11 protein-coding genes and 2 pseudogenes are annotated in these 15,563 nt (G+C 63.5%); 4 read left to right on the top strand and 9 right to left on the bottom strand.

Annotated elements, in window-relative coordinates:
- Positions 1–21: 21 nt before the first annotated feature.
- Positions 22–1,221 (bottom strand): annotated as a pseudogene (locus ACLRGI_RS01430) (amino acid permease); the annotation flags it as partial.
- Positions 1,222–1,394: 173 nt separating this feature from the next.
- Here ACLRGI_RS01430 and ACLRGI_RS01425 point away from each other — a divergent pair.
- A complete protein-coding gene (locus tag ACLRGI_RS01425; protein ID WP_419199945.1) occupies positions 1,395–1,886 on the top strand; it encodes an Lrp/AsnC family transcriptional regulator in 492 nt (163 codons plus the stop codon).
- Positions 1,887–1,895: 9 nt separating this feature from the next.
- On the opposite strand, the gene ACLRGI_RS01420 is transcribed toward ACLRGI_RS01425, so the two are convergent.
- Entirely contained in the window at positions 1,896–2,825 is a 930-nt protein-coding gene (locus ACLRGI_RS01420; RefSeq protein WP_419200189.1) for a pseudouridine synthase, read from the bottom strand.
- 90 nt (positions 2,826–2,915) lie between these two features.
- On the opposite strand from ACLRGI_RS01420, the pseudogene ACLRGI_RS01415 reads away from it, so the two are divergent.
- Positions 2,916–3,251, top strand: a pseudogene (locus ACLRGI_RS01415) (monooxygenase family protein); the annotation flags it as partial.
- 12 nt (positions 3,252–3,263) lie between these two features.
- On the opposite strand, the gene yczR reads toward ACLRGI_RS01415, so the two are convergent.
- Positions 3,264–4,727 (bottom strand): MocR-like transcription factor YczR, encoded by a 1,464-nt coding sequence (gene yczR, locus ACLRGI_RS01410; protein ID WP_419199944.1) that lies wholly within the window; start codon positions 4,725–4,727, stop codon positions 3,264–3,266.
- Between the two features lie 61 nt (positions 4,728–4,788).
- On the opposite strand from yczR, the gene yczE reads away from it, so the two are divergent.
- Positions 4,789–5,418, top strand: coding sequence for a membrane protein YczE (gene yczE / locus ACLRGI_RS01405; protein ID WP_011773523.1), 630 nt, complete (start codon positions 4,789–4,791; stop codon positions 5,416–5,418).
- A 12-nt stretch (positions 5,419–5,430) separates the two neighbouring features.
- Here the strand turns inward: yczE and ACLRGI_RS01400 are convergent, their stop codons facing one another.
- From ACLRGI_RS01400 to ACLRGI_RS01375, 6 genes are all read right to left on the bottom strand, one after another.
- Positions 5,431–6,261, bottom strand: coding sequence for a DNA-formamidopyrimidine glycosylase family protein (locus ACLRGI_RS01400; RefSeq protein ID WP_419199943.1), 831 nt, complete (start codon positions 6,259–6,261; stop codon positions 5,431–5,433).
- Complete coding sequence (locus ACLRGI_RS01395; protein ID WP_419199942.1) at positions 6,254–11,179, bottom strand: ATP-dependent helicase; 4,926 nt, start codon at positions 11,177–11,179, stop codon at positions 6,254–6,256. Before ACLRGI_RS01395 ends, ACLRGI_RS01400 begins: the two co-directional genes overlap by 8 nt.
- A 55-nt stretch (positions 11,180–11,234) precedes the next feature.
- Positions 11,235–11,891 (bottom strand): DUF4232 domain-containing protein, encoded by a 657-nt coding sequence (locus ACLRGI_RS01390; protein ID WP_419200187.1) that lies wholly within the window; start codon positions 11,889–11,891, stop codon positions 11,235–11,237.
- Positions 11,892–11,995: 104 nt separating this feature from the next.
- Positions 11,996–12,748 (bottom strand): YcnI family copper-binding membrane protein, encoded by a 753-nt coding sequence (locus ACLRGI_RS01385; protein ID WP_419199941.1) that lies wholly within the window; start codon positions 12,746–12,748, stop codon positions 11,996–11,998.
- A gap of 165 nt (positions 12,749–12,913) precedes the next feature.
- Positions 12,914–13,489 (bottom strand): hypothetical protein, encoded by a 576-nt coding sequence (locus ACLRGI_RS01380; protein ID WP_419199940.1) that lies wholly within the window; start codon positions 13,487–13,489, stop codon positions 12,914–12,916.
- Positions 13,490–13,700: 211 nt separating this feature from the next.
- Positions 13,701–14,261 carry an SRPBCC family protein gene (locus tag ACLRGI_RS01375; RefSeq protein WP_419199939.1) on the bottom strand — a complete coding sequence of 187 codons (561 nt, stop codon included), beginning with the start codon at positions 14,259–14,261 and terminating at the stop codon, positions 13,701–13,703.
- A 223-nt stretch (positions 14,262–14,484) separates the two neighbouring features.
- On the opposite strand from ACLRGI_RS01375, the gene ACLRGI_RS01370 reads away from it, so the two are divergent.
- Positions 14,485–15,537: a hypothetical protein gene (locus ACLRGI_RS01370; protein WP_419199938.1), complete on the top strand. Its 1,053-nt coding sequence runs from the start codon at positions 14,485–14,487 to the stop codon at positions 15,535–15,537.
- Positions 15,538–15,563 lie beyond the last annotated feature (26 nt).

Raw genomic sequence — 15,563 nt, 5'->3', positions numbered from 1 at the left:
GGTCATGCTGAAGGCTTCGGTGCCGAGGGTGCTGATGGCGATCGCCAGCATGAGTACCGCACCGAGGATGGTGCCGACAGGGTAGAACCGGGTTTTGTAGGAGAGCTCGGTACCGGTGCGTTTCATGCTGCGGCGGAAAAACCAGTGGGTCACAAAAATCATGAACCAGGTGAACATGGCCCCGAACATGGAGATGGCCATCATCAAGGTGAACGCTGTTTCCGGGAACATTGCGTAGACCACCGTGGCTATCGCGATTCCGGCGGTGGACAGGACCAAGGCATTCACGGGGGCGCCGTTGGAGCGCAGCTTCCCGAACACGGCAGGTGCATCACCGCTGCGGGAGAGACTGAAGATCATGCGCGTGGAGATGTAGAGCTGGCTGTTCATGGCCGAGAGAGCCGCAATGATCACCACGAACGTGAGCAGGCTGTCGGCGAAGGGAATTCCCAGATCCTGCATCACCGTGACGAAGGGGCTGCCGCCTGCAAGGATTTGGCTGACCGGGGCGATGGCCAGGATCAGTGCCAGCGTGACGATGTAGAACAAGAGCAACCGCGCGATGGTGGTGCGGAAGGCTTTCTTCACAGCTGTTGCCGGGTCCTTCGCTTCGCCCGCCGCAATCGCGATCATCTCGATACTGAGGTAGCTGAAGATGGACACGATCACGGCGAACCAAGTGCCGGACAATCCATTGGGAAAGAAACCACCCTCGGCTGTGTAGTTGTGGAAACCGGTACCCTCCGTGCGGGCGCCGAACACGATGTACGCACCGAGCACAATGAAAGCGATGATTGCGAAGACCTTGATGCTGGAGAACCAGTACTCAAGGGTCCCGAACACTTTCACGTTCATGGTGTTCGCGCCGATCAGCACTGCGGAGAAGAAGATCACCCAGAGCAGCGACGGAACGTCGGGGAACCACAGCTTCATGTATTCACCTACCGCGGTCACTTCAGTTCCCACGGCCAGCACAATGCAGGACCAATACATGTACTTGACCAGGAACCCTGCCAGGGGGCTGATGTAGTGCTCAGCAAAAGCACCGAATGACCCCGAGGTTGGATGAGCCACTGTCATCTCGGACAAGCTGCCCATGAGGAGCAAGGCGATCAGTCCGCCGATTGCATAGCTGATGATGACGCTGGGTCCGGCCAAGCCGATGGCGAACTTGCTCCCCAGGAACAATCCGGTACCGATAGCACCACCCAATGCGATCATGGTCATTTGACGTGAAGTGAGCTGCCTTTTAAGCCCGCCCTCACGTTCTTGGATCTTGTCGAAACCGCCCACAACGACCTCCTCGTCGATTCTGCAAATCGCTTCAAGATAGAATCCAGCTCAAAGGGTTGCCAAGGATTTCGAAGCATCACGAAGATATTGGAGGTTTCACCGTGTCTGATTCACCAACTGCCCGCGCACAGGGATCGCATCCGAACCGGGTTCGGCTTGACGATACAGACCGATTGATCCTCAAAGAGCTCATGGCGGACGCCAGAATCCCCAACAACGTGCTTGCCTCCAAAGCGGGGATCGCCCCTTCCACATGCCTGGGCCGCGTCCGGGCGCTGCGGGACGCCGGGATCATTCGGGGCTTTTACGCTTCAGTGGATCTTGAAGCGCTGGGTTTGCTGGTCTATGCGTTGATCTCCGTGCGGGTGAATTCCCAAGCCCGCAACAAGATGCTGGCCATTGGCCAACGCCTGCGAGCACTGCCCAATGTGCAGAGTGTGTTCCTGCTGGCCGGTGACACGGACTTCCTCATGCACGTTGCTTGTGGAACTCCCAAGGAATTGCGGGATTTCATCGCTGCGCACCTGGCCTCGGACCCTGCTATCGCGAACACCCAGACGAACTTGGTGTTCGATCACCTGCCGGGGGACTGACGTCCGGCGTCAGCAGTGGGCTTCGCTGAGCTCCAACTGGCTGCGGTACTCGACGCGTTGCTTGCTGATGGGATCCACGAAAGTGATGCCGCGGGCCAGCAGCTGAAGGGGTTTCGTGTAGTCGTCCGGGGCTTTGTCCAGCAGTTCCGGGTAGAAGGCATCGTTAACGATTCCCAGCCCGAGCGAGGCCATGTGCACGCGGAGTTGGTGCGTCTTTCCGGTGTGCGGCTCAAGCCGGTACAGCGCGCGTTGGTGAGTTCCGGCGTCGAACGTTTTTGTTTGTTCAATGCGCGTTTCAGCGTTCGGTTCACCGGGGATGACTTCGGCGAGCAGGTAACTGCGGGACTTGGTCATGCGGTTGCGGACGACTACCGGAAACTCGACGGCGGGATAACCTGCGGCCGGCGTCGCGGCGGACACGCACTCGTATTCCTTCTGGACCTGGCGCTTCTCGAAGAGGACCTGATACTTGCCGCGGGTTTCGGGGTTGGTGGAGAGCAGCAGCAGGCCGGCGGTCATGCGGTCCAGGCGATGCATGGGGATGAGATCCGGGAGGTTGAGCAGGTTCCGGAGCCGGACCAGCGCGGATTCCTGGATATATGTGCCCCCCGGCGTTGTGGGAAGGAAATGCGGCTTGTCCACAACCAGAATGTGCTCGTCCTGGTGGAGGATGTTGATCTCCACGGGTAGCCGAGTCTCCGGCGGGAGGGTGCGGTAGTACCAAATGAAGGTGTGATCCTCCAGTTTGGTGCTCCGATCGAGCGGCACACCGCCTTCGCCCACGATTTCCCCGGCGTCGAACCGGTCCTCGATACCTTGGGGGTCGATGTGTCCCCAACGGTGCATCATGTAGTCCATCGCTGTGGTCCACGGGCCCTCGTCCGGCAGGCGCAGGCGGGTCGCGTTCACGCCGTCGCGTACGGGGAGGGGGGATTGCATCACCGAACAATTCTACCGGGGCGGCGTTGCGGGGTCCGCTCTGCGCCTTAACTCCCACGCGAGGCGCGCAGAGCAGGCCTTCCAAAGGGGAACCCTGACGCCGGCCTCCTGGGCAGCGAGCAGTGGTTCGGACGGACAACCATCCTGCTCAGCTATTGGGAGAGCCCGGAGCATCTGAGGCGCTTTGCCGCGGACCGGGAATCGCCACACCTGGGCCCGTGGCGGAAGTTCATGAAGGAGATCGCGGGCAGCGGCGATGTCGGCGTGTGGCACGAGACGTACCAGGTGCCGGCGTCGGGCATTGAAGTGGTGTACAACGGCATGCCGCTGTTCGGGTTGGCCAAAGCCACCACCCACGTTCCGGTGGGGCCGGGCAGCAATACTGCGAAGCAGCGCATGGGCGGCACCAAGCGGGCGGCAGCCTAGGCTGCCGTAACCCTACGCGACCGCGACGGCGGCTGGCTGCTCAGTCCTGAGGGTCCGGCGAAGGTGGGGCGCGGCGTCGAGCTTGTCCTGGGCGGCGCAAAGCGCACCGACGGCGAACTCCAACTGCGCCGCGGGCAAGGTGTAAGGAACGCGCATGTACTGCTCGAATGCGCCACCCACCCCGAAGCGGGGTCCGGCCGCCAATCGCACGCCGAAGTCGGGTGCGAGTACGGTCAGGGCAGTGCTGCACGCGGTGGGGAGGCGGCACCACACGGTGAGTCCACCCCGGGGCCGCTCCACCTCCCATGAGGGCAAGTGCTCCGCGAGCAACCCCAGGAGCGTTTCCCGGTTGCGCCGGAGTTCCCCAAGCCGGGCATCAAGCGGTTCGGCGAACGACCGCACCAGGTGCGCCGCCGCCAACTGCTCCATCACGGGCCCGCCCAGGTCCATGACCGTTCTTGTGGCCACAAAGCGGGCAATCAGCGGCTCCTCTGCCCGGATCCACCCGGTCCTCACCCCCGCCCAGTGCGACTTGCTCAACGACCCGATCGAAACCACTGCGGGACTGAAGGATGCCAGCGGTGCTGTGCGGACGCCGTCGAGATTCAACCCGCGCAGCGTCTCATCCACTACAAGCACGGTCCCGGAAGCGGCGGCCGCCCGCGTGAGTCGTCGGCGTTGGAGATCGGACATGATCCGCCCGGTCGGGTTGTGGAAGTCCGGCACCAGGTAGGCCATGGCGGGTCGTTGCTGATTCATGGTGGCCACCATGGCGTCGATGTCCCACGCCGGCGAGGTACTGGACTGTAATACGGGTAGCGCTACAGGCAGGGGCTTACAGCCAGCGGCGCGTATGGCGTCCAGGGCATTGGGATACGTGGGGTGTTCCACCAGGACCCGGTCCTGCTTTCCGGCCAAAGCGCGCAGCACGATGTTGAGCGCGTGTTGGGCGCCTGAGGTGACAAGGATTTGCCCGGGGGCAGTGGGCACGCCTTCCGCCGTGTACTTGTCTGCAATGGCTTCGCGGAGGGCCAAAACACCCACGGCGTCGTACCCGAACCCGGGCAGGAGGGCGGGCAGTTCGGTCAGCGCCTCAGCGAATGCCCTGTGCACTAGCTCACCGGCCGCAGGCAGCGAGGCATACGCGAGATCCAAGAGTCCCTCGGGAGCAGCGAGTCCGGGGGCACTCACCGGTGTGGTCCGGTGGGGGATGCACGTGCGCCCCCGGCTGCCCTGCCCTGCAGTGAGGAACCCCTGCTCGCGCAGGCTCGCATAGGCGGCGGTGACAGTGGTCCGGCTGAGCCCGAGCGTCTGGGCGAGCGCCCGCTCGCTGGGCAGGGCGACGTTAAGTGGGATTCGGCCGTCCATGACCAGCAAACGCACGACGTCGGCCAGCTCGCGGTAGGCGGGCAGGGCGCCGGAGTTCCAAGAGCCCAGGAGACGGACAAGTGCAGTGGGATTCAGGGAGCCGGACATAAGACCAGTATTCCAAACTGGCTATGGAATACAAGGCCAGTTCTTGTGGATGATGTACTTCATGATGACCCGAAGAATCACTCAACTCCTGATCGGCCTCGCGATGTACGGCATCTCCTTGGCCATGTTCATCCGTGCCGGCCTTGGTTTGGACCCTTGGGATGTGTTCCACCAAGGCGTATCCGAAAAGACCGGCTTCAGCATCGGTGTTGTGGTCATTGCGGTCAGCTTCCTGGTTCTTCTCCTGTGGATCCCACTCCGGCAAATGCCGGGAATCGGAACCATCGCCAACGCAGTTCTCGTAGGACTCTTCGCCGATCTTGGACTGTGGCTCATCCCGGAGTTCTCACACCTGGGCGGACAGATCGCCATGCTCGCCGGTGCCGTGATCCTCAACGGCATCGCCTCCGCTTGCTACATTGGTGCCCGCCTCGGACCCGGCGCCCGCGATGGCCTGATGACCGGACTTGTCCGTCGAACCGGGTGGTCCGTGCGCCTTGTCCGCACCGGCATCGAAGTAGTTGTCCTTGCTGTGGGCTTCCTCCTGGGCGGCTCCGTTGGTGTGGGTACGGTGGTTTACGCCCTGGCAATCGGTCCAATCGTGCAGGTACTGCTCCCGAAGTTCATGGTGCCCGAACGTGCAAAGGCAACGGCCCCCACGGAAGCCGTGGAGGCCGCGCCGGCTGCGTGACGACCGGCCTGCTTAGGGAGATGGCTGGCAGCGTGGACAGAAGTAGATGTCCCGTTCCTCCGTGCCGTCCGGTCCTGCCAACAGTCCACGGCGTACAGCGGTACCGCAGCGCCTGCAGGGTTGGCGTTCCCGGCCGTACACCCAATACCCGGGACGCATGGCGCGCGGCCCCAGGGTGGTCCGCCTTCCGGGCCCCAGGTTTTCGCCGAGGAGGCGTTTGGCGTCGTTGATTGTCTTGGCGAGGTCAGGAACGTCTCCAACTGGCAGCGCCGGGTGGATGCCTGACAAGAAGCACGCCTCGCAGCGGTAGATGTTGCCAATGCCTGCTAGTTTCCGCTGGTCCAGCAACGCGAAGCCCACGGTGACGACCGGTTCGGCGCGAAGCCTGCGCAGAGCTTCTTCCTCGTCCCAGTCGGGACCCAGCAGATCCGGGCCGAGGTGCCCCACGATCTTGTTTTCCTCAGCTGTGGGCACGACTTCCAGGATGCCCAGCGAGAATCCGACGGCGTCAGCGGAGTCCGTGCGGAGCACGCACCGGGCGGTGTGGCCGGGTTTGGTCCAGCGACCACCAGCTGGGTAGATCATCCAGTTGCCCTCCATCTTGAGGTGGGAATGGATGGTCAGGGCCCGGGGTTTCCTGCTGGCGCCGGGTTCCTGGTCAACTGGTCCGGTCAAGCGCATGAGCAGGTGTTTACCTCTGGGTACAACCTCGGTCATGGTCCACCCCGCCAGGTTCAGGGTGGCGAAGCGGGGCACACGGAAGTCGGAGGCCGTGATGGTCTTCCCCGCCAGCGCCTCGTTCAGCCGTGAGGCAGCCCGCCAAATGGAATCGCCTTCAGGCACGGATACGGAGTCCCTTCGGAGTGGAGTAGGCCCCCGCGGCCGCTAAGGCGACCGCGATGGGAGTTTCCAGGAGGTCGTGGCCGTTGACTTTCTCCATGAAGAGTTTGTCCACGGCACCACGGCGGACTACATCCACCAGCGCTTGGGCGGCAACAGTCAGCACAGCGTCGTCCTGGCTGAAGGTGAGCAGCGTCTTGCCGCCGCGTTCCACGTAAAGGATCAACGCGCCGTCGACCATCACCACCAGCGCTCCGGCTTTGCGCCCGGGGCGGTGTCCTGAACCGGCATCCACAGAGAGCGCAGGCCAAGGAAGGGCAGCACCGTAGGGGTTGGCGGGGTCGGTCGCGGCAAGGGCAAGCGCGGATGGCTCGGCTTTGGAGATGCGTGCGTCCTCAGTGAAGGACCTAAGCCGGTCCACGGTGGCGGGGACGGCGAACTGGGCGGCCCCCAGATGTTCAATGAAGTAGCCGCGGCGGCATCGGCCAGCTTCTTCCAAGCGGGCAAGGACTTTATACATGAGCCCGAAGCCGCCGATGATGTTCTCAGCCATGACCGAGCCGCGGGTGACCACCCCGTAGCGGTCCAACAGGAGCTCAGCGGTGCCGCGGGCGTGGATGGTGGGATCCAATTCCGGCGCCGGAAGCGCTGACCAGCGGCCAACTGCCGACGGCGGTGCAGCCGCAATGCCGCCTGTCACCGAGCCGTAGCGACCACCCGATAGCCCGGGCGAGCCCAGCAGGCCCGTCCCATGGGAACGGCCCAGCCTGCTCATTCGCGGTGCCCGTGCCCTCGGGGCCTTGGCTACTTGCCGGTGGGCGGTTTTCCCGCCGGCGATCATGGCCCTCACGGGCGCGAAAGTATCGCCCGTGACGCGGCCGGCCCAGACGAGGTCCCAGAGGGCCGAAACCACCGCGTCATCACTCAACACCGCATCCATCCCGCCGGCCACGTCCGTGAGTTGCCGGAAGAAGTAGCCACCACCTGCGCTGAAGTGTTCCAAGAGCCGCTGTTGGGCGTCGCCGGGTTCGAACTCGGGGTCCGGGTTGAGCGTTAGTTCAGCGGAATCGGCTACATGGAGGCTGATCCAGCCGTCGTTTCCGGGCAGGGACCCCGCGCCGGACCACAGGAGTTCACCAGCAGCCATGAGTTCATCCAGCATGGCCGGTTTATAGTCTGCCACCCTGCTCGCCAGGACCAAGGGCTCCCATGCGGATGCGGGAATGGGTACACCGGAGAGTTGATCCACTGCGGTGATAATGCCGTCCAGCCCTCGCAACGCCTGGCTTCGGGACTTACCCGGCGAAGTCACGTTTTGCCATGCCGGCAGGAAACGACCGTAGGCCGCGGTGTCCACAGGCTCCACTTCGGCCCGCAACGCAGCGAGCGAGCGACGCCTCAGTTTCCGCAGGACTTCGGCGTCACACCACTCGCTGGCCGGGGGAGCGTCCACGGTCATGAGCTCTGTATCGGGTGCTTCCGAGGGCTGCTCCGCGACGGCGTGTGGACGGAACTCACCTTCCACTACCCGGCCGTCGCCGGCCAGTCGCTTCAGGGCCGTATTGACCACGGCGACGCCGAGCCCCAGCCTCGCCGCAGCTTCAGCGGCGGTGAAAGGGCCATGCGTGCGAGCGTACCGGGAAACGAGGTCACCCAGGGGATCATGGACGGGCTCAATGAAAGCGAGCGGCACGCCCATGGGCAGCGGGACGCCAATGGCGTCGCGGAGTCGCGCGGCGTCCTCAACGGCAGCAAAACGCTCGACGCCGCCGATAGTTACCTTGAGTGCTCGGTTGGCTTTTTGCAGGGCCGCGAGGTGGGCCCCGGCGTCGGCGGCGCTGCCATGGGCGGCCGGCGGGATGTCCTCGAGGTGTTCCACATCCTCAGTTTGCTCAAGCCCTTGCAGACGTTCAGCCACTTCTTCAATGCTGAGGGGACCAAGCAGCCGCAGCAGATCCGCAACGCCTTCCATGCCACGAACACGCCGGTCCGGTCTGAGGCGCTGCAGCTCCAATTCCGTTGAGTCGATGACCGCCGCGTCCAGGAGTTCGCGCAGTTCTACACGACCCAGGAGTTCGTTGAGCAGCGTGGAGTCGAGGGCGAGGGCAGCTGCCCGGCGCTCCGCCAAGGGGGAGTCTCCCTCGTAGAGGAACTGGGCCACGTAACCGAACAACAGGGACTTCGCGAAAGGGGAGGGCTGCTGCGTGGTGGTTTCCACGATCCTGAGTTCCCTGCGCTCCACCGATGCCGCAATGTCTTTGAGCGCGGGCAAATCGTAAACATCCTGCAAACATTCCCGCACTGTTTCGAGCAGGATGGGGAATGAAGGATACTTCCGCGCTACATCCAACAACTGAGCAGAGCGCTGGCGTTGCTGCCATAGGGGCTGGCGCTTGGCTGGATTCTGCCGGGGGAGAAGCAACGCACGGGCTGCACACTCGCGGAACCGGGAAGCGAACAGTGCGCTGCCGCCTACCTCAGCGGTGACGATTTGCTCGAGTTCCTCGGGGTCGAAGAGGAAGAGCTCAGCACCGGGTGGTTCGTCCTCCATCATGGGCACCCGCAGCACAATGCCGTCATCAGCTGCCATGGCCGATCCATCCAGGCCATAGCGCTGCTGCAGGCGTTGGCCCACGGCAAGTGCCCACGGAGCGTGGACGGGCATGCCGAACGGACTGTGGAGGACTACGCGCCAGTCACCGAGTTCGTCGTGGAATCGTTCCACCACCAAGGTCCGGTCGCTGGGGACGATCTCAGTCGCCTCTTTTTGTTCCCTGAGGTACTGGAGCAGGTTGCTTGCGGCGAAGGCATCCAGCCCGCTGGCTTGGCAGCGCTCCATGGCCGGGGCTTCATCTGCGGCCGACAATTCCCGGATGAAGGCACCCAGTGCGCGGCCCAGATCCACGGGCCTGCCGAGGGAGTCGCCCTTCCAGAAGGGAAGCTTGCCGGGTTGGCCAAACGCGGGGGAGACCAACACGCGATCATGGGTGATGTCCTCGATCTTCCAACTGGTGGCACCTAGTGCGAAGACGTCTCCCACCCGGGATTCGTAAACCATTTCTTCGTCGAGCTCACCGACGCGGCGTCCTCCCTTGGCGGCACGGGCGTTAGCTGTGGGTTCGGATCCGTCAGTGTTTCCGGGGGGAGCTGAGCCCTCGACTTCTGTGCCGATGATGTACACGCCGAACAGTCCGCGGTCCGGGATAGTGCCACCGGAGGTAACTGCCAGGCGCTGGGCACCGGGCCTTCCCTCAATGGTTCCGGCGTGCCGGTCCCAGATGATGCGGGGCCTGAGTTCGGCGAATTCGTCTGAAGGATATCTGCCGGCCAGGAGGTCCAGCGTGGCCTCGAAGGCTGAACGCGGCAGGCTCGCGAACGGCGCTGAGCGGCGTACAGTACTGAACCAGTCTTCGACGTCGATGCTTCCCAGTGCGGTAGCCGCGACTGTTTGTTGGGCCAGGATATCCAGCGGATTGGCTGGAATGCTCAGGCGCTCGATCTGGCCGGCCAGCATACGTTCAACCGTGACACTGGTGTGGAGGAGGTCGGCGCGGTGCTTGGGGAAGAGGACGCCCTCGGAGATCTCGCCAACCTGGTGCCCGGCACGGCCAACGCGCTGCAGCCCACTGGCCACCGACGGGGGCGATTCCACCTGGACCACCAGGTCCACGGCACCCATATCGATGCCAAGCTCCAAGGAGGACGTTGCCACTACGCAGCGGAGCCTGCCGGACTTGAGGTCGTCCTCGATCATGGCCCGCTGGTCCTTGGACACCGAGCCGTGGTGAGCGCGGGCCAGCACTGGATCAGCACCCGTGGTACTTCCAGCCTGGGCCATCATGTGCGCCGGAGTTGCCGTCGAGGCCGGGATCCCGGGGTTGGAATCTGCAGCCGCCCACTCGCTACCGCCCACCGCCATCAGCTGGCGTTCAGCGTAGATCTCGTTCAGCCTGGCTGTGAGGCGTTCAGCAAGCCGGCGGGAATTGGCGAAGACAATGGTGGACTGCTTGGACAGGACCAGATCCACGATCCGCTCCTCCACATGCGGCCAAATGGAAGCCTGGGGTTGAAGACCGGACGCCGGCCCGGAGTCGAACGCCCCGGCAGCACCCTGCAGGTCAGACATGTCCTCCACAGGGACCGTGACCGTGAGGTTCCAGTTTTTCTTGGATGGCGGAGCCACGATTTCCACCGGAGCCTGTCCCGCCAGGAACTGGGCCACCAGCTCCCGGGGCTGGACCGTAGCGGAGAGCCCGATTCTCTGGGCAGGCTTCGGAAGCAGGGCATCCAGGCGCTCCAAAGAAACGGCCAGGTGTGCGCCGCGTTTGGTGCCGGCCACAGCATGCACTTCGTCGATGATGATGGTGTCCACTTCGCTGAGCGTCTCCCGGGCACGGGACGTCAACATGAGGAACAGGGATTCCGGAGTGGTGATGAGGATGTCCGGCGGGTTGGTCAACAGCGTGCGGCGATCTGCCGCCGTCGTATCTCCTGAACGGACGCCCACCGTCACCAGTGGTGCGGGGAGCCCTAAACGTTTGGCCGTTTGGGTGATGCCGATCAGGGGCGCGCGGAGGTTCCGCTCCACATCCACACCCAGCGCCTTCAACGGAGAGATATAGAGGACGCGCGTCTTGGTTTTGGGGCGCTTGGCCCGGCCCTTGCCGTTGGCCGGGACGGTCTCAAGTCCGGGCAGCGTGTCGCTCGGGGTGGAGTGCAGGCGATCAAGGGCCCACAGGAAAGCGGCAAGGGTTTTGCCGGAGCCTGTAGGAGCCACTACTAAGGCATGGGAGCCCGAGGAGATCGCGTTCCAGGCACCATCCTGCGCGGGTGTGGGCTCGGAAAAAGCGCCGAGGAACCATTCCCTGGTTGCCTGGCTGAAACGGCTGATGGCGCCATCCGACGCCTGCGGCTCCTGCATCCCTCCATCATGCCCCACGGCTCTGACAGAATAAGCCGGAGCCGTGGGAAGGCGGTCAGACTGCCTGGAACGCCGTGATGGTCAGGAGCTTGATGCCAGCGTTACTGCACGCATCATGCGGCTCCGGGATGAACAGTGACGCCGTGTCGTTTGGCGGATAAATTCGGAAACCCGCCGCAGGGGTTTTGGTGCAGTCGCCGTAGTTGCCGGCCTGCGTGTACCGGATTTCGGCCCACGCCGACTTCCCTGGAGCCAGCTCGATTTTGGTCACAGGAGTTGTGGTTTCGCGGGTTGCGGGTTCGCCGATTGGTTCACCGTTGGCATCGGCCGTCAGCGAGACTCCCGCGAAGCCCTCCAGGATGCAGGGTGTGGTGCCGGAGTTGGTCAGGATCAATTTCTCGTAGATGCTTCCGGCCGCACCGCCGCCGGTCGCATCCGTTGCAGCGGTGAGGGACGCCGCCTTGCACAGCGCTGGTGCTGCGGGCGCAGCGGACGTTGCTGTTGCCGAAGGGGAGGGTGCCGTCGTCGCCGTTGGGGAAGGCGGGTTGGACGTCGCTGACGCCGACGGAGTCGAGGCCGACGGCGTAGAGGAGGTGGGCGGGGCACTGCTGGTTCCCGATGGGCTGGGGCTTGGCCCACAAGCAGCAAGAAGCAGCAGCGCAGCGGCCGCCGTCGTCGTCACAAGTCCGGTTTTGATGCGCTGAGTCCACATGGGCACCAGCCTTGCCCCGGCCCTCATCCGAGTCAATTCAGCCACGGCGGGGAGCGCGGATTGGCGCCCGGATTGTGATCTTCCGGGCGCCAATCCTTCTGCACCTACTTGGTGTCGGCTTTGGCGTTGGTGTCGACTTTGGCCAGTGCCGGCTTGGCGGAGCGGCTGCGGAAGAACGCGGCGCCGCCCAAGCCCAGCCCGGCGATGCCGGCGATCAGGCCGGCCCAGCTGCGCGCCTGCGAACCATCATCGGTGACAGCGGCAGCCTGCTCGGTGGACTCCGTTGTTGCTGCGTGGTGATCACCAGCGGCATCGGCAGGAGTGATGGTGACCGACGGGGCCGGAGCCTTGAGGTCGTGCGGGTCCTGGCCTTCCTTTGCCATTTCGGACCAGTCAGTCTGGCCTTGCTCGCAGGTCTGGAGCGTGGGGAAGTAGATGGTCTTGCCAGCAGCGTCCGGCAGCTTGACCGACAAAACCAGGGCGTCCCGCAGGTGCGGATCCAAGGGTGCTTTGGCCGTGTACACAATCTGGCTCGTCCGCTTGGTGATGGACGTGCCGTCATCGAGTTTCTTGGGCTCGGCGAGGGTCTCCGTAACCTTCTCCACGTCCCAGTTCGGGTTGACCGTCGGCTGGGCGTCGTTCAGTTCCTCAGGAAGTGAGATGGTGACTTTCGTGGTGCCAAAGGTATCGCAACCGTGGGGGATTCCGAAGGTCACCAGCGCGTACGAATTGGCGGCAGTCTTGTTCGGATCGGCCGAAACGTGCGCAGAGGCTCCGGCCAGGCCGGCCATCATCAGGGCAGCGGTTCCACCGGCGACGGCGGTAGCGGACAGGGTGCGGCGAATCGAGGATTTCATGGGAAGTGCCTTTCGGGAGCGCCGGGATATGCGGCGCGAGCTACGGGTATGGCGCCCGTCACCTTGCAAAGGCTTTGCTGTTGCGCGCTCGATGCGAGGCGTGCAGGTGCCGGGCGGAACTAGGGAAGTACGACGACGGCGGGCGGGCCGCGGCGGCTGTCTTGCCTAAGGTTCCGCCAAGGGCGGGGGGGTAAAGACGTCAGGTGCGCCCGCAGCGACAGGTGAGGCGCCGGCGTCGGGCCTGAACACCAACGCGGGTAGGGCGAGCAAGGGCCGCAACCAGGCAGCGAGTTGCCACAGCGCATCTTCGCCCTTTGCCAGGACCATGGCCGAAGCGACCGTGGCGAGGATGTGTCCCACAAGCATCATGGTGCCAAAAGCCGTGCCGAGTTCATGGGTGTGTGTCGCCGCGATGTCCAGTCCAGGATTCAACGCTTCAGCACCCAAGTGGTGGTTTGTACCCTGCACATTGGTGGTTATTGGACTCAATGAGGTGAAAGCTTCGTGAAGCGCCAACTGTCCTGCGCCCAAGAGCCCCGCCATGGTGACCACGTTCAACTTGAACCGGGTGGCGAGTGTGGCAGCCAGGGCCGTCAGCGCAACGAGCGCCAGCAGGACCGGCGCCGTCGGAAGTTCTCCGCCTCCCACAATGTGGGCTCCAGCAGCGAGAAGAACCACCACTAACGAGATGGCGCCTGACCGCAACGCATGAAAGGGTGCCCGGGACTGCGAAGCGCGCACGGGTCCTCCCTCTTCGTTGGCTGCTTGGTTGGTCGGCGTCTTGATTCTATCGGGAGTTCGTTGCCGGGCAGGAACCGGATGGGTGGGTATGCACGTTGCAGCGTTCCTCCCCAGTTACCTCCGGTTTTCCGGAGCTCGCCTTGCCTGGATTCCTGGATTTCCGCGGGCACTCTTGAGCTGAGGGCCTCAGTAACTGGGCGGGAACGTAGGCCTAGCGCTGCGCCCACCGCGCGAAGGTGGGCTGCGGAGGCTCCGGCACTTTGGCCGCGCTACCGGCCCCACCCTGTAAACGTCGACGGCGGAGCTCAAGTTTCAGGCTCTCCTCACCGCGGGACATGGCCCAATGATGGTTGGCGGAGAAAGCCGGTTTGAAGAGCCAACTCAGACGGCGAAGCAGGGGCTTGGCCGCGCCGACCCGCCAGTCGTAGGTGATGACAACCTCTGGCCCGTCGGTCTCGAAAGTCCAGCGGCCGGTGCCATTGAGGTCGCCTTCAGCAGTGAGGGCGAAGCCGTTGAGGGTGATCGGTTCTGTGACGGTGAGCCGCCACTTGAGTGTGTACGGGAGCCAGCCCTTGGTATGAAGGTCGAAGGACGCGCCAACCCCATCCGGGCCGCCTTGGGCTACGGGCGTCACCGCGAGGTAGACGGAGGGCCACCACTGTTTGAGGGAGACGGCATCGCTAAGGACATCCAGCACTTCCTGACGTGTTCCCGCCACACGCCACACGGTGACGAACGCGTAGTCGTTGCTTTTGGCTTTCTGCTTGGCCATTGTTGCCTCCGCGGTCCGGGATCAATCTACGCCTAGCTTCGCCGAAGGGTTAGATCTCGCCCCTTTGGGCCTCGCTAAGTGCCGGGATCCCGCCCCTCGACGCGAGTCCCACGGGGGCTAGTTGCAGCGCGAGCTCACGTACATGCCCTCATGCCTACCAGGGCGCAGATACATCTAGCGAAATGCCTTTGGCTTTGAGGCATTTAGCTGTCAGGCTCAGGCGATGGTGACATCACAACCTTGGTTACGGAGCAGAGGTCTTGGCCGGATTCTCGCCCAAGAAACGAACATCTCGGATCTGCTGCAGTTTTTGAGTGACAGCGATAGTGAGCCATGGGTCGACTTGGTTGGATTCGTCCCAAAGACGGTGGACCGGGAAGTACTGAAATCAAACAACGCTGATCTGTTGCTGACCGCGGAAGACGGACGAATTGCCGCAGTTGAGGTCAAGCTAGGCCACGTCATGAGCTCCAGGCAGCAGGAGAACTACGAAGAACTTCCCGGCGATGTGAATCTCTACCTTGCGGCGCTCGATTTGGACGGACAGCGTCTTGACCCGGACCTGACCCGGCGCTGGCATTTTCTTAGCCTGACGCAAATCTTTGCGGCTTGGACGGACGTGGAAGACGAAGTGTCAAGGGGACTCGCGCGCGAGGCAGTCGTGATCTTGCAGGAATGGGACCAGCAACTATTCGGGGTTTTCGCGCCTGCAGGGACCGTCGGAAGTGCTTCCCTGGCCTCTCTTACGCAGAAGTTCCTGGCGCGGGTCGCCACCCGTCGTTTCGCGGTCGACTTGCGCAGCCGCGGTCGGTTGGCGTTTGCAGGTGTTACAAGCGGTGGGGGACTGCCCCTGATACAAGCTTGGACTCCGGTCAGGAACGAGGGTAACGACCGGTGTTTCATGGCGGAAGTTCGTTGGTGGGGGAACAAGCCCGGGGGAGAACTGCGGTTCGGGGTGGATTTCGATCCCCGCCCGGACGAACCCGAGGACGAGGAAGTCCGACGCGCGGCATTCGACTTAGCCAACAACATGGACAATCACATCGATTTCAATGCCCTCAAAGAGTATCTGCAGGGAGTCGAACCCCGGCTTGCCGGAGTACTTTCCAGGGAGACCAAGTCACGCCCGCTAGCAAAGGGTGACTGGGAACAGATTGTGCGCCACGGTTTCGCTGGCACCCCGCTGCCAAATGGCAAGAAGAACGGTAGGAAACAGACAACACCGGCGTTCTATGGTGACGGTGCTCTAAGCCTCGATCCACCGGGCGGGTTTTGATTGGGTGGGATCGTTCTGATCCTGGT

The sequence above is a fragment of the Paenarthrobacter sp. PPS72 genome (assembly GCF_048537125.1).
In the GTDB taxonomy this organism is placed as follows: domain Bacteria; phylum Actinomycetota; class Actinomycetes; order Actinomycetales; family Micrococcaceae; genus Arthrobacter; species Arthrobacter nitroguajacolicus_E.
The sequence above is the reverse complement of the archived record's forward strand: the minus strand, read 5'-3'. Positions and strand labels throughout refer to the sequence as shown.